Annotated in this window: 20 protein-coding genes; 10 read left to right on the top strand and 10 right to left on the bottom strand. The window is 40.6% G+C overall.

All coding sequences use genetic code 11. The features are described 5' to 3' along the window. Positions 1–41 precede the first annotated feature (41 nt). Positions 42–1,142, bottom strand: a complete 1,101-nt coding sequence (locus BMZ31_RS14255) for a L,D-transpeptidase family protein (RefSeq protein ID WP_175478130.1) — start codon at positions 1,140–1,142, stop codon at positions 42–44. 917 nt (positions 1,143–2,059) lie between these two features. Here BMZ31_RS14255 and BMZ31_RS14250 point away from each other — a divergent pair. The 5 genes from BMZ31_RS14250 (at position 2,060) to BMZ31_RS14230 (ending at position 8,565) form a co-directional block, all read left to right on the top strand. Continuing rightward, the gene (locus tag BMZ31_RS14250) at positions 2,060–3,346 is read left to right on the top strand and encodes an excalibur calcium-binding domain-containing protein (protein ID WP_090832560.1); all 1,287 of its coding nucleotides are present in this window, start codon (positions 2,060–2,062) and stop codon (positions 3,344–3,346) included. Positions 3,347–3,706: 360 nt separating this feature from the next. Further along, positions 3,707–4,561, top strand: a complete 855-nt coding sequence (locus BMZ31_RS14245; RefSeq protein WP_217642755.1) for a carbohydrate ABC transporter permease — start codon at positions 3,707–3,709, stop codon at positions 4,559–4,561. A gap of 112 nt (positions 4,562–4,673) precedes the next feature. Then, positions 4,674–5,408, top strand: coding sequence for a carbohydrate ABC transporter permease (locus BMZ31_RS14240; RefSeq protein WP_254778833.1), 735 nt, complete (start codon positions 4,674–4,676; stop codon positions 5,406–5,408). Positions 5,409–5,825: 417 nt separating this feature from the next. Continuing rightward, the gene (locus tag BMZ31_RS14235) at positions 5,826–7,061 is read left to right on the top strand and encodes an ABC transporter substrate-binding protein (protein WP_254778868.1); all 1,236 of its coding nucleotides are present in this window, start codon (positions 5,826–5,828) and stop codon (positions 7,059–7,061) included. 16 nt (positions 7,062–7,077) lie between these two features. Further along, positions 7,078–8,565: a CehA/McbA family metallohydrolase gene (locus BMZ31_RS14230; protein ID WP_090832553.1), complete on the top strand. Its 1,488-nt coding sequence runs from the start codon at positions 7,078–7,080 to the stop codon at positions 8,563–8,565. A 47-nt stretch (positions 8,566–8,612) separates the two neighbouring features. Here the strand turns inward: BMZ31_RS14230 and BMZ31_RS14225 are convergent, their stop codons facing one another. From BMZ31_RS14225 to BMZ31_RS14215, 3 genes are read right to left on the bottom strand one after another with little or no spacing between them, the layout of a single operon-like run. Then, positions 8,613–8,810 carry a hypothetical protein gene (locus tag BMZ31_RS14225; RefSeq protein ID WP_090832552.1) on the bottom strand — a complete coding sequence of 66 codons (198 nt, stop codon included), beginning with the start codon at positions 8,808–8,810 and terminating at the stop codon, positions 8,613–8,615. A gap of 17 nt (positions 8,811–8,827) precedes the next feature. Next, complete coding sequence (locus BMZ31_RS14220; RefSeq protein ID WP_090832550.1) at positions 8,828–9,271, bottom strand: SMI1/KNR4 family protein; 444 nt, start codon at positions 9,269–9,271, stop codon at positions 8,828–8,830. Between the two features lie 22 nt (positions 9,272–9,293). Then, entirely contained in the window at positions 9,294–9,491 is a 198-nt protein-coding gene (locus tag BMZ31_RS14215) for a hypothetical protein (RefSeq protein ID WP_090832548.1), read from the bottom strand. A gap of 737 nt (positions 9,492–10,228) precedes the next feature. On the opposite strand from BMZ31_RS14215, the gene BMZ31_RS14210 reads away from it, so the two are divergent. Together BMZ31_RS14210 and BMZ31_RS14205 are read left to right on the top strand one after the other, a co-directional pair. Next, a complete protein-coding gene (locus tag BMZ31_RS14210) occupies positions 10,229–10,891 on the top strand; it encodes a hypothetical protein (RefSeq protein ID WP_090832547.1) in 663 nt (220 codons plus the stop codon). Positions 10,892–10,906: 15 nt separating this feature from the next. After that, positions 10,907–12,130: an efflux RND transporter periplasmic adaptor subunit gene (locus BMZ31_RS14205; protein ID WP_090832545.1), complete on the top strand. Its 1,224-nt coding sequence runs from the start codon at positions 10,907–10,909 to the stop codon at positions 12,128–12,130. 373 nt (positions 12,131–12,503) lie between these two features. Here the strand turns inward: BMZ31_RS14205 and BMZ31_RS14200 are convergent, their stop codons facing one another. The 5 genes from BMZ31_RS14200 to BMZ31_RS14185 all read right to left on the bottom strand — a co-directional run bounded on the left by BMZ31_RS14200 (position 12,504) and on the right by BMZ31_RS14185 (position 17,863). Then, positions 12,504–13,220: a toxin regulator gene (locus BMZ31_RS14200; protein ID WP_254778831.1), complete on the bottom strand. Its 717-nt coding sequence runs from the start codon at positions 13,218–13,220 to the stop codon at positions 12,504–12,506. Between the two features lie 176 nt (positions 13,221–13,396). Next, complete coding sequence (locus BMZ31_RS20085) at positions 13,397–13,741, bottom strand: hypothetical protein (RefSeq protein ID WP_139206618.1); 345 nt, start codon at positions 13,739–13,741, stop codon at positions 13,397–13,399. A 305-nt stretch (positions 13,742–14,046) separates the two neighbouring features. Next, on the bottom strand, positions 14,047–14,838 hold the full coding sequence (locus tag BMZ31_RS14195; RefSeq protein WP_090832543.1) for a hypothetical protein: 792 nt from the start codon (positions 14,836–14,838) through the stop codon (positions 14,047–14,049). A 383-nt stretch (positions 14,839–15,221) separates the two neighbouring features. Then, positions 15,222–16,421, bottom strand: coding sequence for a DHHW family protein (locus tag BMZ31_RS14190; protein WP_090832541.1), 1,200 nt, complete (start codon positions 16,419–16,421; stop codon positions 15,222–15,224). 20 nt (positions 16,422–16,441) lie between these two features. Then, positions 16,442–17,863, bottom strand: a complete 1,422-nt coding sequence (locus BMZ31_RS14185; protein WP_090832539.1) for an MBOAT family O-acyltransferase — start codon at positions 17,861–17,863, stop codon at positions 16,442–16,444. 273 nt (positions 17,864–18,136) lie between these two features. Between BMZ31_RS14185 and BMZ31_RS20550 the strand changes: the two genes are divergently transcribed. Beyond that, positions 18,137–18,385 (top strand): hypothetical protein, encoded by a 249-nt coding sequence (locus BMZ31_RS20550; protein WP_217644043.1) that lies wholly within the window; start codon positions 18,137–18,139, stop codon positions 18,383–18,385. Further along, positions 18,345–18,707, top strand: coding sequence for a DUF2085 domain-containing protein (locus tag BMZ31_RS21070; protein WP_368086653.1), 363 nt, complete (start codon positions 18,345–18,347; stop codon positions 18,705–18,707). Before BMZ31_RS20550 ends, BMZ31_RS21070 begins: the two co-directional genes overlap by 41 nt. Before the next feature lie 174 nt (positions 18,708–18,881). On the opposite strand, the gene BMZ31_RS14175 is transcribed toward BMZ31_RS21070, so the two are convergent. Continuing rightward, positions 18,882–19,466: a DUF7010 family protein gene (locus BMZ31_RS14175; RefSeq protein ID WP_090832536.1), complete on the bottom strand. Its 585-nt coding sequence runs from the start codon at positions 19,464–19,466 to the stop codon at positions 18,882–18,884. Between the two features lie 369 nt (positions 19,467–19,835). Between BMZ31_RS14175 and BMZ31_RS14170 the strand changes: the two genes are divergently transcribed. Then, entirely contained in the window at positions 19,836–20,186 is a 351-nt protein-coding gene (locus BMZ31_RS14170; RefSeq protein WP_090832534.1) for a DUF805 domain-containing protein, read from the top strand. Positions 20,187–20,205 lie beyond the last annotated feature (19 nt).

The raw sequence follows: 20,205 nt of genomic DNA, 5'->3' as shown, positions 1-20,205 counted from the left end.
AACCGACAGCAATCAGCTGTCGGTTTTGTTTTGTTTATTGCTTAATACTTACTTAACTCCGCTTCTGGTGACTGAATAATCACCGGTTTACGCTCAGGATTCAACCATTTGATAATCGACACCACATTCGCTTGTGAAACAGCCGTACAACCCAATGTATAACTTGAACCCACATGGAAGAATATCGCCGAACCAGCGCCAGGAGTTCGCTCAACCGTATTGTAATTAATCACAAAACCGTAATTATAAGCAAGGACGTTCATTTTTTCAGCGCTATTCCACTGGCCATTATTCTGTGAAGCTTTCTGCCAAGTGTTATAGAGGGAAGACTTCGGATCATCTACCCACACGTCATCGCTCGTTATTTTTCGATAAGGAAGCTTTGTGCCAGGATTGTCGTATCTCCCAAACGCCGTCCCGATCGTATATTTACCTCTTGGAGATTTCTGTCCGCCTTCGCTCATCACATCGGCAAAGCCCAGTTTTCCGATATAGCCTGGGATCGACATGCCTTGATACCATTTGCCATCGCTTTTTTGAAAAGTACGAATGGTCGCACGGTTCGTGCCGTAACCAGCGGAAGTCACGAGAATCAACTGTTGATTATCTCCGACCGTCTTGAACCCGTCTGCAATCGTGTTCGGAATCCACACACCAGATTTATTGAGGTAATAGCGCTTTTCCAACGTCACCCAACCCGTCAACATCGCTCCGTTGTTAGCAAGAAAGTACCATTTATCCTTATATTTCAGCCATCCCTTATGCATGGCGCCAGTACTATTTAAGTAATACCACTTGCCCTCATCGAGCAGCCACCCCATCTTCATGGCGCCGCTCTTCGTCAGATAATACCACTTGCCATTTTCATAAAGCCAGCCGACTTTCATGGCCCCGTCACTCTTCAAGTAGTACCAGTTTTCCTTATAGAACACCCATCCGGTCTTCATTGCACCCGTATTAGGATCAAAGTAATACCAATTATTCTCGTAATAGAGCCAGCCTTTAACAACCTGCTGATTTTGATAAAAATAACGCTTGCCGCCTGTATCGACCCAGCCATTATTCGTCGTGCCGGCCGACACACTCATAGAACTGCCTATCAGAAACACTAGCAGCAACAGCAATTTTGATAGATTTCTCATCGAAAACCTCCTGATCGCGTTCTTCCTACTAAAATACAGTGAACCAGCCACTATTAACATAGGGTAATCGACCTAAAAAAGCTGTCTCATCTTGTAGGATACCCCATATTCTTACCTCAAACCCATCACAGGAACTCCAAAACGACCTCGCTATCCGATTCGAGGTGCAAAATAAACGCCAATCAGAACGATTTATACGCCTACCAACTGGGCACTCAATTTCTATTTGTGTAACTGTATGGTTTATTTGTGTAACTGTACAGTTTACTCGTGTAAATCAGAGTTTTACTTGGGTAAATCTCGATTCTACTCGCGCCTGTCAAAATTCAGACATAGGCCGCCAACCACACCCGCCCTCAAATTCATCTCATGACCTCTAAAACAGCCTCGCTGTTCGAATCAAGGTGCAAAATAAACGCCAATCAGAACGATTTATACGCCTACCATCTTGACGCACAATTTCTATTTGTGTAACTGTACGGTTTATTCGTGTAACTGTACAGTTTACTCGTGTAAATCAGAGTTTTACTTGGGTAAATCCCGATTCTACTCGCGCCTGTCAAAATTCAGACATAGACCGCCAACCACACCCGCCCTCAAATTCGTCTCAAGACCACTAAAACAACCTCGCTGTTCGAATCAAGGTGCAAAATAAACCCCAATCAGAACGATTTATACGCCGACCATCTGGGCACTCAATTCCTATTTGTGTAACTGTAAAGTTTACTCGTGGGAATCAGTGTTTTATTTGTGTAAACCGCATTATATTTGTGCCAGTCACCCTACCATCCACTCACCCTAAATAATCAGTAAAAATGTCCTGATTATTTTCCTAAAATACCTATTTATTTACTATGATAATAGTGTTATATTTTATAAGTTGTGTTAATTATGTAAAAAAATAGGGGGATACATAAGTGAAAAAGTTATTTTTCTCATTAGCAATGCTCTTTGCAATTTTGACAATCGCAACGCCTTCAAAAGCAGCGATTGCTGGCGACAAAGATTGCGGAGAATTCTCAAGCAAAACAGCAGTAATGGATTTCTGGTACAAAAATGGTTATAGCAAGTCTTACGATCCACACGACCTTGATCGTGACAATGATGGACTACCTTGCGAAGTTTCAGCAGGCGAGTACAGCTCATATGTAAAAAGCAAAACTACAACAACTACTACAACAACTTCCAATACAGGTTGGAAAGCAATCAATGGCAAGTGGTACTACTATAGTAATGGTGTGAAGAAAACGGGCTGGCTTTATACGGGAGGTCAGTGGTACTTCCTAGATGCTAATGGCGTCATGAAAACAGGCTGGGTAAAATCTGGCGGCAAGTGGTACTTCTTAAATAGTAACGGAACAATGAAAACGGGCTGGGTTGCTTCAGGCGGAAAGTGGTATTACCTAAACACAGACGGTTCAATGGCAACAGGATGGAAGCTGGTTTCAGGTTCTTGGTACTATCTTGATGCTAACGGAGTAATGAAAACGGGCTGGATCGCGTCTGGCGGCAAATGGTACTACCTAAGCAGCAACGGTAAGATGCTTACAGGTTGGGCAACAATTTCTAACAAAGAATATTACTTTGATGCAAAAGGTGTCATGAAGACTGGCTGGGTTAACCTCGAAGGTACTTGGTTCTACTTCAACGCGAACGGTTCAATGAAAACGGGCTGGTTTGCGTACTCTGGAAAATGGTACTACCTAGATGCAGAATATGGAATGTTTGTTGGCTGGAATGACATCGGTGAGAATACGTACTTCTTCTATGAAAATGGCGTGATGGCTGTTGATACGGAAATCGATGGAATTATTATTGGCAGTGATGGTGTAGCTATTTTTGATGAAATAGAAACAACTATTCCTGATGAACTAAAGCAAAACATCGATGAAGTGGTTGCTCGTTATAATGAATACTATTCAGATGAAATGACTGTAGAGTATGATGAAGAAGGCTGGGCTACTTTCTATAAAAACGGTGAGTATTTGGGAGATGCTACAGTCGGATTAGTTTATGGTTCTGACGGCACAGAGTATGATTTCTTTGCTGGAATTGCAATGGCTTTAGACGCTCCGTACGGAGTGGATATTTCGGATTTAGTTCAAGAAGCGTGGGCTGCAGGTGAAGCTGACAATGGTGAAATGCGAGTTGTTTCAGATGATATCGAAGGATCTATTGCTTTCTACTGGGGCGAATTTTATTAAAAAATAGAGGACTCAAAAGTCGTTAAACAACGACCTTTTGAGTCTTTTTTTTTGTGAATTTTTCCACGCTCGAAAACAATTCTGTCTTCCTTTCTCAGATTATATATTCTTCAAAAATTCAAATTTTGACAAATTTCTTGTTTACATCATTTTGGAAAGTTGTTAACATATGAATACATTCAATTTTTGAATGTTCATTTTTTGAACGTTTATTTCTTGAGCAAACTAGGCAAATCAACGGTCAAAATAGACACCAAGACAAAGGAGGTATCCATTCCGATGAGTACGATCATAGCGAAAGTCGAACCAGCGGCGACAAAGGCTCGCAAAAATATAAATCTAGGTAAAAGTAAAAAAATCATGACCGTTTGCGCATTTTTGCTGCCGGCTTTGATTCCTCTTACAGTCTTCTGGATTTATCCGATGATTTATTCATTTTATATCAGTCTGACAAACTGGGATTATATGAGTCCGGAATACGAGTACGTAGGATTGCAGAACTATGTCGAACTGTTAACGGATCCACTTTTCTACGGCGTGCTTTGGAATACACTGTACTTTGCCATTGGAGTCGTATTTCCGAGCGTGTTTGGTGGATTATTGTTAGCGCTCTCACTGAGCAAAAAGGGAAAAGGCATGGGTTTTTACCGGACGCTCATCTTCTCGCCGTGGATTACGCCGACAGTCGCGGTCTCAATCGTATGGTCATGGATTTTTGAACCAAGAGTCGGCGTCATCAATTGGTTGCTTGGTGCGTTGAGTCTGCCAACACCAGAATGGCTAGGTAGCACCGCTTGGGCGATGCCAGCAGTCATCATCGTGACCGTGTGGAAAGGCTTAGGATGGTCGATGATTTTTTACCTGAACGCTTTGAAAAAAGTACCCACAACACTGTATGAAGCGGCAGCACTTGACGGGGCATCATCCATCCAAAAATTTGTCCACATTACGCTGCCATTGATTTCACCAACGACCTTATTCCTAACAGTGATCATGACGATTGATTCGTTGCAAGCCTACGATCAAATCCAGGTACTCACACAAGGTGGTCCAGCAGGCAGCACAAGAACCGTTTTGTATTTCTACTACCAAACCGCATTTGAGCAATTCGCGATTGGAAAGGCCACAGCGATTGCAACTGTCTTGATCGTCATCACAGGAATATTGGCCTTAATCCAATTTTTACTCGCGCGTCGCTGGGTTCACTATCAGTAAGGAGGGGATAGACATGATCAAAATAAATCCAGGCCTCATCATCAAGCATATAAGCCTTGGAATCATCAGTTTAGGAATGATCTTCCCCTTTCTATGGATGCTGGTCAGCGCCTTGAAAACAAAAGAGGAAATTTGGCAGTTCCCACCGACCCTTTGGCCAGAGCAACCAATGTGGGGGAACTTTGCGGAAGCGTGGTCCAGTGCCCCATTCGGACAATACTTTTTTAATAGCGTCTTTACGGCGACCGCTATCGTACTCTATCAAGTTTTGAGTGCGGCGCTCATTGCGTACGCCTTCTCCCAATTCCGTTTCAGAGGGAAGAATCTATTATTCACCATCATCCTGATGACCTACATGCTACCGGCTGCAGCTACATACGTTCCAGGTTACGTCATACTTGCGGACCTAAATCTATTAGACACATACAAGGGATTAATCATCTCGAACGCGGTCAGCGTCTTTGGGATATTCCTATTGAGGCAGGCATTCATGCAGGTACCAAGGGAACTGGTCGAGGCGGCCACGATTGACGGAGCGAGCCACTTTCAAATCCTGTGGAGAATTATCCTGCCAAACACAAAGGCATCATTTATCACCTTCGCACTAATCAGCTTTGTCCAAAACTATAATAGTTACCTTTGGCCGGCATTGATCATGCGAAGTGAGGATAAACACCTCATCACAACAGGATTAAGGCAATTCTTCATCCAAGAAGGAGCTTACGGAATGCAATGGCCCCTCATCATGGCCGCCAGTTCCTTTGCCGTGCTTCCACTATTACTACTATTTGCCTTCGCGCAAAAATGGCTCATCTCAGGTATTAGTGACCAAGGGTTAAAAGGGTAACAATCTTATCTTTAGGCTTTTTTAAAGAAATTAGTTGGTTTTCTATACTTAGATGATTGTAGCGGAAGGTGTGAGACTCCTCGAAAATGCTATCGCATTTCCTTCGTGCGTGGGATTAATCAAGGAAGTCCTTCAATGTCCTGCGGGAGCAGCGTGACAGGTGAAGACCCCACAGGCGCAATTGCGCCGAGGAGGCTCACCGCACGCCCCGTGGACGAATTTGTTCATGAAAAAGCCGGCTTTAGGGATTTTTCATAATTCGTCTCGGAAAGCGAGCATCCTGGAGTGGAAATCAACACTACTTTTATTTGTAAAATGGCAACAAAGTTTACGAAATCAGCCTATTTTTAAAAGGAGAGATAAAAAATGAAAAAACTATATTCATATGTACTCATTCTGATTCTACTTGTTTCCACAATGGCAGGTTGTTCGTCAGAAGCGGGTTCTAGTAAAAGTAAGGAAGGCACTGTTGAAATCGAATTTTGGTATGGACTAGGCGGAAAGCTGGGTGAACTCGTTGAAAAGAGAATTAAAGAGTTTAATAGCAGCCAAGATGATGTAAAAGTCATCGGGATCGCACAAGCGGATTACGATGAAACACCTCAAAAACTACAAGCAGCAATTGCTTCTAAAAAAGTTCCAGCTGCCGTATTGCTTCAAAATGACCCAATGCACGCATTTGCAAAGAAAAAAGCATTAGCATCACTTGATGAGTACATAAAGGCGGATAAAGACTTTAATCAAGATGATTTCATTAGCGCTTTCTATGAGCAAGGAAAGATTGACGGCAAACAATTTGCGATTCCTCTATACGGAACAACGCAAGTCCTTTATTACCACAAAGATTTATTTGAAAAAGCAGGAATCACAGAGGATTCATTGAAAACGTGGGAATCATTAGCTGAAGCTGCCAAACAATTAAAAACGAATGAAGTATACGGCTGGGAACCAATGTGGGGTCCAGATAACATGATCGATGCGGCACTTAGCCGTGGCGCGAAATACTTAAGTGAAGACGGCAAAGTAGTCCTGATCGATTCTTCGGAATGGGTAGAAGCTTGGGATTACTTTAAGAAAAACATCCATGACGAAAAATCGATGCGCATTCACCACGGTGGTCAAGGCTGGGAATATTGGTACAAAACGATTGATGACGTCATGCAAGGGAAAGCAGCAGGATACACAGGTTCAAGTGGTGACCAAGGGGATCTAGACTTTAACATTCTTGCGGCACACCCGCAGCCAGGCTGGGAAGGACATGATGCAGCACCACATGCAGGAGCAATGGTAGGCGCGATTCCAGCATTGGCATCAAAAGAACAGCAAGAAGCAGCATACAAATGGCTGAAGTTCTTCACAAGCCCTGATAAAACAGCAGACTGGTCAGTAAACACAGGCTACATTCCAGTACGTAAATCAGCTCAGGAAACACAAGTGTACAAAGATTTCGCTGCAAGAAATCCGCAAATCTCTGTACCGCTTCAACAGGCACAACAAGCAACACCACCATTTGTTGACCCAACAGGCGGAAAAATCTATGACGCTTTAGAAAAAGCAGCGGATAAAGTTGAAATCGAGGGCATCTCTGCTGAAAAAGCATTGAAAGAAGCGAAGAAAGAAGCTCAACGCGAGCTGGATAAAGTAAATAAATAAATTGGAGGAGAAATCTGTGACTATTTCTTTTTCAACAGAGCTAAACGGTGTGATTGACACACCGTTTCTCTGTATACCAATGACAATCGATCAGGAATACAATTGGCTCGAGCTCGAGCTTTCTTTTTCAAAAAAAGGCTGGTTTTCGATTCTCATATGGGGACCGAATGGAACGCTTCGGAATCAGTGTTTATACATCAATGAACCGAAGACAATCAAGATTTCGGCAAATGCTGACGAAAGCACATATGGCTCGGTTTCAGGCGTCATCCCAGCAGGAAAATGGAAGCTCGAAATCCTTTGTGCAACCCATCATTCTAAGCCTGAATATCAAATTAGCTATCGTGTGGGATCCGAAATCAGCTCAACCTTGCCACACTCAACGGAGAATTGGTCAACAAGCCCAATCCCAAATGGCTTTGAACTCAACCTTTTTGATGTGAAAAAGAAACGTCAAATGACGAAAAAATGGTTAAAAGGGGATTTCCACACACATACGAATGAATCTGACGGAAAAATGACAGCCGAAAAAGGCATGGAACAAGCAAAAAAGATGGGGCTCGATTTCTTTGTCGCAACCGACCATAACATCCTGCCGACAAAGTGGCTGGAGGACGACCTAATAGTGATTCCTGGAATCGAAATCACGTCATCCAAAGGGCATTTTAACGCGATCGGTCTAACCCAATGGGTGGATTGGCGACCAAACGCACTCGATGGTGGAATGGAAACAGCCGAGGGGATGAGCCGAATTTTACGAGAAGTGAAAGAAGCAGGCGCGATTGCAAGCATCAATCATCCGATGCTGAAACCGTGGGAATGGCAATACAAATCAACGCTGCTCACGGACTTTGATATCATCGAAATCTGGAACGACCCAACCTATAAGGACAATCCAGAAGCGACCGAAAAAGCCATTAAACTTTGGGATACGCTTTGGAATGATGGCCATCATATGTTCGCGATTGGCGGCTCGGATTCACACTTGCTGCCGACCGAGTCATATGAGAAAAATGGACCGCCATCTGTCATCGGCGACCCTGCCACATATGTTTTAGCGGACGAATACTCTGCACAAGGCATTTTGAAGGGTGTAAGACAGGGGAAAGTCTACATTTCTAGAGGACCGATTCTTGATGTCATTATGAATACAAACGGAAAAGAAATTACATTCGGCAGCAATTTGACTGACGTCATTGCCGAGGAAATCTATGTTTCTATCGTATTGGATTACTGCGAAGTCCCAAAAGGTTCCATCCTAAAATGGATCAAGGACGGGGAAGAGATTGACCGTTCTGAATTTGAAAATTCTTCCGGCCAAATTCACGCCAACTTCACATTCCCAAAAGACGAAACAACCTGGTTAAGGTTCGAAATCCGTGGTGAAAACGGCGAGCTCCTAAGCATTGCAAACCCGATCTTCAGAGGTAACAAGACCCCTAAACTGAAGACGTGGGGGGATTTGCTGGAGGCAGCGGGATATGGGGATTTTCTAAAAAGTTAACAGAAAATGCTTAGAGCTTTTTTGGCTCTGAGCATTTTTTATTACGCTTATTTCTTCTTAACCGCATCAATCAATACATACACCCTCGAAATCAAAAACGAAAGTAGCAAGACAATGAGAGTACCAAAAGTGTGAACGGCCTCCTCAGCTGGGTTGCCACCGCCACTAAAAACAGAACTAAGAATGAAGAAGAGAAATACACATGCCATAAGAGTCAAAAAGAAAATACTAATGTATTTACTCATAGGGATTCTCCTTCCAATTAAACAAATAACTTCCCTGTCGCCCAGCCCACAACAAATTCCTCCAGTGATGATGCCACTTTCGGTCGGCTGTCGTCTTCATGGTTCCACATATAAATATAAGGTGTTGAAATCACGCCATCTTCAATTAAATAACCGAAAAAGTCGCCACACCCGGTATCTGCGAAAAACAGCAAGTTATCGAAGGGCTGACAGAACTCACGGAGCACTTCACTACTTCGGATTTGTAAATTTTCTCTAAGGATCACATCGGATGACCAGAGGAGAAACCACTCTGCGTAATCGTGCTTTTCCACTATGCCATCTGTCTCAAAGAGCAAGCTTTTTAGTTCAGGTGGAAACTTCACATTTAATTGCTGTTCAAGGTGTGACATCGCATCTTCGTTGATAGGTTCACTGAAAGTATAGGTTGGAGCAATTTCGCTCAATAATTTTTTCCACATCTTATCCACGTCCCATTATTTATTAGATGCTATGTACGATTGAAAAAAGAAGTAGTAATCCTAAGGTACCTGCTGCCACTATTTTTGAAATAGACAATAGTTTTACGTTTACGAACGTCTTATTTAATAGAAAAAAGAATGCCACAACCCAAATGGCTTCATGGAAGAAAGTTGAGATGATATTTCTGAACATATTTGACAAGAAGTATATGTCCATCATGTTGAACCTCCTTAATTTTGAGTAAATTTTATGATTTTTTAGCGAAGTTAACATCTTGAGCTTGGCCTTGAACTCAGTTCCGCCGAATTGAGCGGAAGTCCCGCAAGAATATGGAAAAGTTCCGCGCGTTTTTATAAAAGTCCCGCCAAAATGACCAATTATTACGCATGACTGAACATTCTGAAAACAAAACTTGCATTTAGAATGAATCCCATTTGTACAAACAATAAAACGAATAAAGAAAAATGAATGCTCCGACTCCTCGATGTATCAGTATATGCTTTTCTTCTTTTCTTAGAATGTAATAAATACCTGTGAAAAAGAACCCGATAAACCAGCCAATTCCTAATTGGAAAAACGCTAAGATAAAGCCAAATATTGAAACAAACTGAAGCAAATTCAACGACAAACGCGTCACGTCCTAACGGGAAATTAGAAAAATATGTATATTAATTCATTCTACCAATCATCGATCAATCCCTTCTCGATAAGCAGAAAAAACTCAATCACTCCAAACTTTGTTATATCCTGGCGAATAATTTGTCGGATAGTATTGGAAGGAATCTTGCTAGAAAACGAGAATAGACATAAATAGGAGAAAAGCGGCAAATTCTACACCAACATCCTTCAAAAAAGGAAAAGATCTATCAAAATATTAGTTATTATTTTTGAAACGTGACGCTTTACGGTAAAATAAAAATGGAATTAATTAGAAATATCGTCTGGGGGAAGAAAACATGATGTCTCGTACACAGCTTCTTAGAGGATTGTGGGAACCTGCAATTCATTCCTATCAATTAAAAAGCACAGAAACGATTCCAGGACTATGGCGTCGATTAGTACTAATCGCATTCATCAGCGCCTTGGTGTTTGGTGTGAGCGCCTATTTTGGCATTGGCTCTGAATACATATCGAAGAAAATGACGGATCTTTCAAAGGAAGAATATGAAATGCACAAAGCCTTTTATGTGGTAGGCCAAATGCTGTGGGGTATCGTCTACGCTACATGCATACTCTTCATCCCCGCAATCCTATTCTGGGCACTGACGGACCTTGAGATGTACAAGCTAATCACGATTCAGTTCATGGTGCTGGCGGTTCTTTTAATCGAAAAAGCGGTGATGATTCCTATCAATCTAGCGGGCGGACTTGCCGGCACTTCTTCGCCGTTTTCACTAGGCGTCATGGGTCAATACCTGACTGGAAATGATATTGTTGTCTATTTCCTAGCGGCCATCACACTTTTCAAGATTTGGACGGTTTTTATCCAATTTAAGTACTTGAGCGTACTATCCGACAGAGGACCAAAGCTTTTATTGGCTGCGGTGATCGCGATGAATCTATCATTCTGGTTCATGTCTGCTTTAATGTCATATATTCAACTGGAAAAATTGATTTAACTAGGGGGTAGGGAGATGAACAAAAAGAAGAAGATTTTAATATCAACTGGCGCCCTATTCATTGGAGCGAATTTATACTTAACCTTCAAGGAAAATAGCAAAGTCGATCGGTCTTCATACATAACAGCCTGGGGCACGGCGAAAAAGGAAAATGTCTCCGAAAAGCTAAAGACGGCTGGCGTAGTGACACCTCTTGAAGAGCATCACCTCTATTACAATGAAAACTCAGGAGAATTCAAGAGTTTCCTCGTAGCGGAAGGTGATAAGGTCGAGAGCGGGTCAACGCTTTATGAATTCTCGTCTGATAAAATTAACGAAAGCAAGAACAAGCTTCAAAGTGAACAGAGGCAGCTTGAGCGCGAGGTTGCGCTCATCAACGAACAAATCCAACAGCTCAACTATTTGAAGAGCGTCTCGAAAAATAACTCAAACACGACTACAGTGGCAGGGGATGGTTCCGTCACAGTAGCGGCAGGAACCAATGTCCTTGCCTTATCCATAGATAAAGAAATCTATGACAAACAAACGGAAAAGAATCGTCTCGAGAGTGAAATCGACAATTACGACCAACTCATCGAATCGAATAATAGCGGTGACCTGGAAGTGAAAAGCCATGTAGACGGAACGGTGAAAAGCATCAACGTCAACTTGCAAAATCCTATCGTCACAATCGTCTCTGATATGCCGAAAGTCGAAGGCACTTTTACAGAGGAAGAGCTGAAGGAAGTCGAAGTAGGCATGAAAGTGAGCATCACTTCCGATTTGTTGAAAAAGCCTGTTAAAGGGACATTGACGAAGATTGCTACCTATCCAGAAAGCGACCCTTCTGTGAAAAAGAAAAGTCTCTTCCCGTTTGAAATTGAACTAGAAAAACAGGATGGAAGTAGCATTATCCAAGGAACGCACACGGATGTTGTTATCACCACAAAAGAAGTGAAAAATGCCATCACAGTTCAGAAAGAATCGATAGCAAAAAATAAATACGTCTATGTCCTAAATGATGCCGGGAAAATCACAAGGAACAATGTAACAAAAGGAATTGCTACACCAGATCGTGTTCAGATTGAAAAAGGCATCCAAGCAAAGGAACGCCTCGTTCTCAATCCGAAAGAAGCCAAGAAAGCAGGAGACAGCTTCATCACTCCGCTAAAACCTGGGCGACTCGAAGAAAGATGGTTCAAAGCCGAACCGAAAATGGAAATCTTCCGATACATCGCAGCAGCGTTTGTAAAAAGATAAGAAGCCACCAGGCATCCTTCCATTATATTTTTATTAAAAATCAAGAAAATAAATAAGACACCTTAGAAATAAAAAATGGTCATACACATTTTATATGTGTACAAGAAAAAGGATAGATGAACAGGAGAAATACCTGTATTCATCTATCCTTTTTTGTACTACAAATGCCCTCATTTACCACAACAACAATATTTTATTGTTGTTTAATTAACGCCCACGTTAGTTTAAGTGCATATTTTCACAAAGTTTATAATCTTAACTTAGCTTTGTATCCAATATGTAAGTATTCTTTTACAGTCCAATATCTCGAGTGCTTTCAAATTCTCCCTATACATTCTAATAGAGTAATAATTAGTACCCGGTCATAATCTTTTTATTGCTCTATTTTTTCAATAGACACACCAGGTATGGATATATCTCCACCCATTGTGGATTGGTAGGTGAGTAAACCAGTTGATACTCCCATGACCGTAATGGTGTCATCTTCTAAAACCCTAGAAGTGACAATAGAAGAATCAAACTCTCCAAACAGGATAGTGTCGTAATTATCACCAACAGCTAACCTTATTTGAGTCGTACCATCACCTTCCATTACTTGAACAACCTTGCCGCGGAATTTAACCTTTTGATCGACATAATTATCAGGAGTTCTTGCTAATTGATCGTAGGTGATTCCAGTATCATAGCCTTTCTTAGCTTCTTCTTCTGCTACTCTTTTTGCTTCCGCTTCAGCCGCTGCCTGAGCTGCTGCTTCTGCATCTGCCTTTGCCTTTTCTTCAGCTAGACGTTTTTCTTCAGCCGCCTTTGCTTCCGCTTCTTTCTGTTTACGCTCATCGTCTTTCATTTTAAACCATGGGGCAGCTTGGGCCACTTTAGCTTCTAAATCCGCAATCTTTGTTGCAGATTCCTTGTTTTTATCTTTAAGTTCATCAACTTGTCCAATAAGTTTCATATTCTTTTCAGTGGTTTCGCTCATTGCTGTTTCAGATGGACCGCTTGCTGACCCGATGAACATTGCTATAATAGCAACAATGATATACCTCCAATGTTTCTTGCTAAATGATATAATACTTCCCATTACTTTCTCCACAATTAATCCTCTTTTCTAGTTTAATAGTTTAATTATACATGAAAAAAGAACCGGGCAATATGAATCAATTTAAAAAATGGAAATTCATCATCTCGGATATCTATCATACTTGGTCCAGCAAAAAAGATCTGTATTCAGCTCTTTTTTTATTTTTCATCTTCAACAAACCTGCTTCATTAATTGAAGAAGCAAAAATGCTTTACCCCAATTGAAGTAAAGCACCGCCCAACTGAATGAGGAACAATAAGATGATCTGGCCAAACAGGGTGAAAGTAGTGCCCGTGTCGACAACAGCTAAACCTTTTACGCACAACTGCCGAAGTGGCTTCAAATAGGGCAATCAATAAGACTGGAGATGATTCCGGTCCTTTGTGGCAGCCGGAATCATTAATAGTAAGGTTCCAATGATAATCAAAGCGGTAAAACCAAGGATCAGTTATGTGAACAGGGTGAAGTTTGATTGTATTCTGGCGTTTAAGCCTTTTTGAAAACAGCATAGTTTTCTCCTTGAAATCCATCATAAGATTTATTTTTTCCATCTTATTCTATTCCGATTTCATTATCAATCCGTTTATTGTGAAATTTTGGAACTATTGATACCTTGATAGAGTGTTTCTAAAATAGTTTTGTCTTGTATCCGGTTTAGGATTCGTATCCCTCCTTCTTGCTTAGGATTTCCCAAAAGAAGTATATCAATAAATAAAAGAAGTCCAATTCATATGCGAATTGGACATTTGATTGTATGGGTATTTTAAATTTTGTATTTCAACACCGAACCCGTTAATCTAGTATCGCCTTATCTTTTTTCACTAAAGCACAAACTCTATCACAAATAATACTCTTCGATATATTCCTTCCATTCCTTCTCCAACTCTAAGGGCGTTTTTTGATAAATTTTTTCTATATTACTAACGAGGTCAGTGCTATCATATAGCTTCATAAATCTATCGATTCCGTATGTCTCGATTAAGTAAGAGGAGAAACTAGCTACTTTAAAATAAGTCTCAGCCGAAATATCTACATCTTCTTCCTCTGAAGGCAATGCATGAAAATAGTTAGCGCTAAATTCAACTGGATCGAGGAGAACAACAATGCTTGGAATATGTTCATTGTCCCAGGAATAAGCATATTCTTCATGAACTGGTAGATCCTTAAGGGTATTCTCGAGATATCCTGTTAAACCCACCGCAGTAAAACGGCCTCGAGAGCTATCTTGTTTAAAAATATTTGATACGATCTGATAATAATAGCTTTGTTCTTCGCTATGAAAGCTTCTGTCAAAGACGAGTACGAGTTGAGAATACAAGTTATAGTCCGTTGAAGTATCAAACTTAACGCTTTTAACTTTTGGCAAAGCTTTCCTTGTTAAACGCAAAACATCGGACATTTGCTTCTCAAACTCATCCTGGAAATCTCTCAATTCTTGCTTCGTTAAATGGCCACTATTCAAGACAGTAATATCCATCTCTTTTGAGGTAAAGGATATACTCGTTTTTACTGGTTCTTCACTTTGAGCTGTTTTTACTTGTTTTTGATCGTGAATATACATGGGGATGTAATAGTTCATCAATAGAACGACACTGACCAATATCACTAATCTAACAACGATTTTTGCCATTGAACACCTCTGAGCTCACTATTTGTAAAAAAATTCTAATTATTTCCTTTAATGTTTATTTTATCTATTATTTTTGTTTTTTTCTACAATAAATTGATAGGGTGTTGCTGTTCTTCAGTGGTTTTATTGTGACTTCCGCGTGACGTATGAGAAAACATTTTTGAAAACGTCCATTAGGCCGAAAAAACAGGAGATTAGTCATGTGAAAACGGCGATATCGCACAAAAAAATAGCTTAAATATCGTCGCATCCAAGCGCCCGACCTCATCCAACAGTAAAATTACCTTTTTCAGGAACCCCTAGTGAGGAATTTTATCCCAAAAAAACGCAGAAACAGTCTTCAAACAAAAAACGGCAAGTCCCCCAAAAGGACTTGCCGTTTTCTATTTAGCTTTTGGCACGAATTCGTACATCGCACCCGTTAAGTTCGAATCATTATAAACGAAAAGAATCATATCGACCTTATTATCTTTCACATACTGAGCAATCGATTTTTCTTGATAGTGGCGGATGTCCAGTATCGATGTTTTGCTGAAATGCTGAGCCAAGAACGGCTGAATAGGATTTCCGTATGAATCTTTTAGAATTAATACGTGTAAATCATTCGGGGCATTATCGTACTCAAACTTGATTTCTGGATAATCCCAAGTGAAGAGGTGACCATACATGATCGTGTCCTTTCGGTTAACGCCGGATGCATAAATATCTTTGATATTATTATAGACTTTTCCATCCCAAGTCTTCGTTGACACTTTACCGTGATCAGCATCAAAGAACGGCTCATAATAACAGGCTTTTTCACCTTCAGTGTTCACCATACTGTATAGGCGCTGATTGAGACTGCCGACAAACTGGGCTTCATGATTACAAACCATTTTCATGTTTTCTTTTTCCAATGGCTTACCTTTAAAAATCTTCGAGTTGTCACTCAAGCCATTGATGATTTTTTGATAGCCGATAAAGGCACCATCAATGTTCCAGTGATGATCTGTCTTAAAGAACATCGTTTCTAGCTGGTCTTGTGTGAACTCTTCTTTATAACTTTGATAAAGGTTGATCCCATGGACGTTGCTTGGCAGATGGCTCATGAAGTATTGCTGCCTCTTGATGCCAAGCTGTTCATTGATAAAAGTAGGATAAATATTTTCGAGCATATTCATCTTATATGGTGCTGCAGCGAAATGGACTTCGACCCCAGTTTCATCTGCCAGTGTTTTAAGATTTGCTAATGATTTATCCATTTCCTCGTAAGCGATTCCTGCTGCCGAAGGTTCATAGAGGAGCCAATCGTTTTTGGCAACGACGATATCATTGATAATCGCCCTCTTCAAAAACAATTGTTCCTTCGTGTATGCCTTCAGGATATGGTCACGTCCATATATTTGGTCCGCGAAATAAGTTTCAAAGTCCTTAAAGAATTTACCTGAGACAATCGTTTTTGGGTCGATGAAAGGACGTTGAGCAAGGGTCCGGTTTTCTACAGGCGAGATTGGTCGGTCGTCTTTTACGTAAGAGATGATTCCTACGCTAAAAATAATGATTAAGAAGGTGCTTATAAACAATATATTTATGATTTTTTTCATAATTTTCCTTTCCCTATTGCCTAGAATCGGAAATAGATAAATGGATTAAACGTAGAGTTCACCATATGGACAATGTTAACGAGTAATAACAAGATAAGGATTCCAGAGACAACCAACTGTCTCGAAGAAACCATGAACGAGTTGAACGTTAATGCATTCGTTTTCTTATAAAGATAAGGCATGATAGGTGTGCAGGCTACGATTGCTAAAAGCATAATTGCACCGTAATCGTATAAATAGTACATCGAGAGCTTATCATAAAGCGGTTGGTCCCCCAAACCGAACATCGTTTGAATATATTCGAACGAATAAGTGAAATTATCCGCTCTAAAAAACACCCAGCCGATAAGGAAAATCAAAATAACATACACGTGTCGGAGCGGCGTCCAAAGCTTCTCTAACAAATTATTGAGGAATGCCCTTTCCATCGCGATAATGATTCCGTAATATAATCCCCATGCAATGAAAGTCCAACTGGCACCATGCCAGAGACCAGTTAATCCCCAAACAATAAATAGATTTCGGTAACTCTTTAATGTTGAGACACGATTTCCGCCGAGAGGAATATACACATAATCTCTAAACCAGGAGCTTAAAGAGATATGCCATCTTCTCCAAAACTCAGAGATTGATTTTGAGATATATGGGTAGTTGAAGTTTTTCGGAAAATCAAAGCCAAACATCTTTCCTAAACCAATTGCCATATCAGAATACCCAGAGAAATCGAAATAGATTTGAAGGGTATAGGCGATAATTCCAATCCAAGCAAGTAGAACGCTTATTTCAGAAGTTGGTTTATTAAAAATGGCATCAGCTAGAAAGCCAACTTGGTTCGCGATTAATACTTTCTTTGATAACCCTATGATAAAAATGCGGATACCCTCAGAGAACTTTTCAATCGTGACAAAACGCTGCTTAATTTGATCGGCGACTTCATGGTAACGAATAATGGGCCCAGCAATTAATTGCGGGAATAAGGCCAAATATAAAGCAAGATTAAACGGATTTCTTTGAACTTCATCTTCTTTTCGGTAGACATCAATGACATACGACATCGCATGAAAAGTGAAGAAGGATATACCAAGCGGCATTTCAACCGGTTCAATGCTAATATTCGTTGAAAATAGTTCGTTAATATTCAGGATGATGAAATTAATATACTTATAGTAGCCCAACAACAATAGGTTGGTGATAACGGCAAACGTTATAGTAATTTTTTTAAGGTGCTTATGTCTACGGAAATGATGAACGATCAACCCAAATAAATAGTTGAGAACAAGGGACAGAAGCATAATGGCAACGTACTTTGGTTCACCCCATGCATAGAAAAACAAACTGAATGCCAATAGAAGATAATTTTGAAATTCCCTTTTTATTAAGAAATAAGAGAACAAGACCAAAGGTAGAAATATAAATAGAAAAACAAGGTTACTAAAGACCAACGTGCCTTCATCCTTTCAAGCCATTTGTTATGTATAAAATATATACTATTATAAAGTGAAATCCTTTTCTATTATATGTCGAATAGAGAAAAAATACCACGAATGATGTAATACGCAGGTATCTGGATGGCGTTTTGGAATTGGGGTAAGGTTTGAAAGATTGGTTTTGAGATCATTTTCAGAAAAAACAAGGAATTTTAGCCCAAGAAGGAATACAATAGAGGAATAGTGCATTCATTAGAACGTAATTAATAATTTCAAAAGGTGATAAGCATGTTTTTTCTATTGTTAACGGCGATGATTATTTCATTTGTGGTGGGTACAACGCTTCTTATCAAAGCGCAATGGCTCTTCGGTTCACTGGCGATTGGCTTGGGTGTTTTACTGTTATTATTCATCCTTTTTTATTATCGAAAAAAGAAACGCAAGAAACTGGATTGCGATTGCATACCTGACATTCCAGATTGTGATTTTGATTGTGATGGGAAACCGGACTGTGACTGTACACCAGACTGTAATTAATCGCATCTTTGGAATAGTCCCATGTCACCGGATGAAATCGAGAAGTATCGCCATTAACGGCTACACCTTCCCAATCTGCGCGAGATGTACAGGAATACTGGCTGGATATTTGGCCTTTCCGTTCTTACTTCTGTTCAATTTCGAATGTTCCTTCTGGCTCGGAGTTCTCATGAACATCCCGATGGTGCTTGACGGTTGGACCCAGCAACGGAAATACCGCAGCAGCAACAATTTCTTAAGGCTAGCGACAGGCTTAACGAGCGGAGTAGGGCAGAGCATCATCATCGTCAGCGTGAGCCAGTACATTCTATCTTTCTTTTAAAAAACAAAGTAGAAATTAATCCCGGATTGGACGAAATTATCTCAAGTTTGGTAGAGAAAAGTTCACCTCTAGACGAAATTCCAATCCAAACAGTAGAGAAAAATCTTCAAATAGGGGAAATCCCCACCGTCCACACATAAAAACGGTAAGCCCACCAATGTGAGCTTACCGTTTTTAAATAGAAAGATTCCGCGCCGCATGGCTCTTCTTCACCGAAACCTCTCGAATCAGCCATATCAGTGTGATGGCATAGACGACTACGAGAACAAACGGGATAAGTGTAAACGCTTGGTCCATCCAGTTGATTCCGATCACGGAAACAGCAAGGACGGTTCCAACTGTTTGAAACAAATAGGCTTTGCTTTGATAGATCGCCACATACGGCAAGAAATGTGCACCTGTCAGAACTCCGACCACGAAGGGCATCGATCCTGGCTGTTCATAAGCAACCAAAATCACGAGCGGGGCAAAGAAAATTTGTATGCCGCCGACAAGTCCACCAATGACCGATAGCGGATTATGCGTGGCCAAGAAGTTAATCTTTAACACCTTTGAAACTAGAATTCCTAAAGGGAAGACAAGTCCGACACCAAACACATAAACCCATACAAGCACCTTTTCCGCTAAAAAGAAACTAGCCAATCCTGCGCACAACCAGAAAACGATACCGGCAATAAACATCGGATAACCATTCTGAGCTTCTGAAGATAAGTCCTGTTGCAGGTCTGCAAACTTCGATTTCAATCCATCATTCCCCATCCATCTCATCTCCTCATACAAAAAAACAACCTGTCACTTAAATGTAAATGACAGGTTGTTCTTTATCAAGAATAATGTTCCATTAATATCCTATTCCTTCTTCCTCGCGAGCTTGTCGCGATCTTTCGTTCCGGGTGGCTGCTCGAGCCAGTTGTGTGTGATCATGATATCGGTACACTGATAATCGATCATAATTAAGAATCAAATCTATTTAGAAATATCACGTCCCCACGGCATGAAATCTTTGATTATGACAAAAACTTCAATTTCTCCGGAAATATCATCCCAATTAATGAAAAAACATGAAAAATTTGTAGAAAATTCTGATATAATAGTTTTGAAATCATAATTTTTTTAGGAGGTTCTTTCATGCAATACTATTTGCACGTATTAAAGAATTACGTCGGCTTTTCCGGCAGAGCATCACGTAAAGAGTACTGGATGTTTACACTAGTCAACTTATTCGTGACGATTGCTCTTGCCATAGTAGATGGAGTGGCAGATACAGATCAATTATTTTCGAGCCTTTACTCCTTGGCCGTTTTATTGCCAACATTAGCAGTTGGGGCACGTCGCCTACACGACACAGGAAAATCAGGTTGGTGGCAGTTAATCACTTTGATTCCAATTATCGGGGCAATCATCCTATTGGTGTTCTTTGTTAAAGACAGCGATCCTGGTGACAACAAATTCGGTCCAAATCCTAAAGCTAAATTTTAATTCATAATAGTTTGCACTT

Origin of the sequence: Bacillus sp. cl95 (assembly GCF_900115925.1) — a bacterium.
Classification (GTDB): Bacteria; Bacillota; Bacilli; order Bacillales; family Cytobacillaceae; genus Neobacillus_A.
This window is presented reverse-complemented; position numbering and strand designations above follow the sequence as displayed.

What these genes read in the sequence shown, in the direction of transcription:
- BMZ31_RS14255 (WP_175478130.1), bottom strand. Translation starts at nt 1,142, where the DNA reads ATGAGAAATCTATCAAAATTGCTGTTGCTGCTAGTGTTTCTGATAGGC.
- BMZ31_RS14245 (WP_217642755.1), top strand. Translation starts at nt 3,707, where the DNA reads ATGACCGTTTGCGCATTTTTGCTGCCGGCTTTGATTCCTCTTACAGTC.
- BMZ31_RS14235 (WP_254778868.1), top strand. Translation starts at nt 5,826, where the DNA reads ATGGCAGGTTGTTCGTCAGAAGCGGGTTCTAGTAAAAGTAAGGAAGGC.
- BMZ31_RS14225 (WP_090832552.1), bottom strand. Translation starts at nt 8,810, where the DNA reads ATGAGTAAATACATTAGTATTTTCTTTTTGACTCTTATGGCATGTGTA.
- BMZ31_RS14220 (WP_090832550.1), bottom strand. Translation starts at nt 9,271, where the DNA reads ATGTGGAAAAAATTATTGAGCGAAATTGCTCCAACCTATACTTTCAGT.
- BMZ31_RS14215 (WP_090832548.1), bottom strand. Translation starts at nt 9,491, where the DNA reads ATGATGGACATATACTTCTTGTCAAATATGTTCAGAAATATCATCTCA.
- BMZ31_RS14210 (WP_090832547.1), top strand. Translation starts at nt 10,229, where the DNA reads ATGATGTCTCGTACACAGCTTCTTAGAGGATTGTGGGAACCTGCAATT.
- BMZ31_RS14205 (WP_090832545.1), top strand. Translation starts at nt 10,907, where the DNA reads ATGAACAAAAAGAAGAAGATTTTAATATCAACTGGCGCCCTATTCATT.
- BMZ31_RS20085 (WP_139206618.1), bottom strand. Translation starts at nt 13,741, where the DNA reads ATGATGGATTTCAAGGAGAAAACTATGCTGTTTTCAAAAAGGCTTAAA.
- BMZ31_RS14195 (WP_090832543.1), bottom strand. Translation starts at nt 14,838, where the DNA reads ATGGCAAAAATCGTTGTTAGATTAGTGATATTGGTCAGTGTCGTTCTA.
- BMZ31_RS14190 (WP_090832541.1), bottom strand. Translation starts at nt 16,421, where the DNA reads ATGAAAAAAATCATAAATATATTGTTTATAAGCACCTTCTTAATCATT.
- BMZ31_RS20550 (WP_217644043.1), top strand. Translation starts at nt 18,137, where the DNA reads ATGTTTTTTCTATTGTTAACGGCGATGATTATTTCATTTGTGGTGGGT.
- BMZ31_RS21070 (WP_368086653.1), top strand. Translation starts at nt 18,345, where the DNA reads ATGGGAAACCGGACTGTGACTGTACACCAGACTGTAATTAATCGCATC.
- BMZ31_RS14175 (WP_090832536.1), bottom strand. Translation starts at nt 19,466, where the DNA reads ATGGGGAATGATGGATTGAAATCGAAGTTTGCAGACCTGCAACAGGAC.
- BMZ31_RS14170 (WP_090832534.1), top strand. Translation starts at nt 19,836, where the DNA reads ATGCAATACTATTTGCACGTATTAAAGAATTACGTCGGCTTTTCCGGC.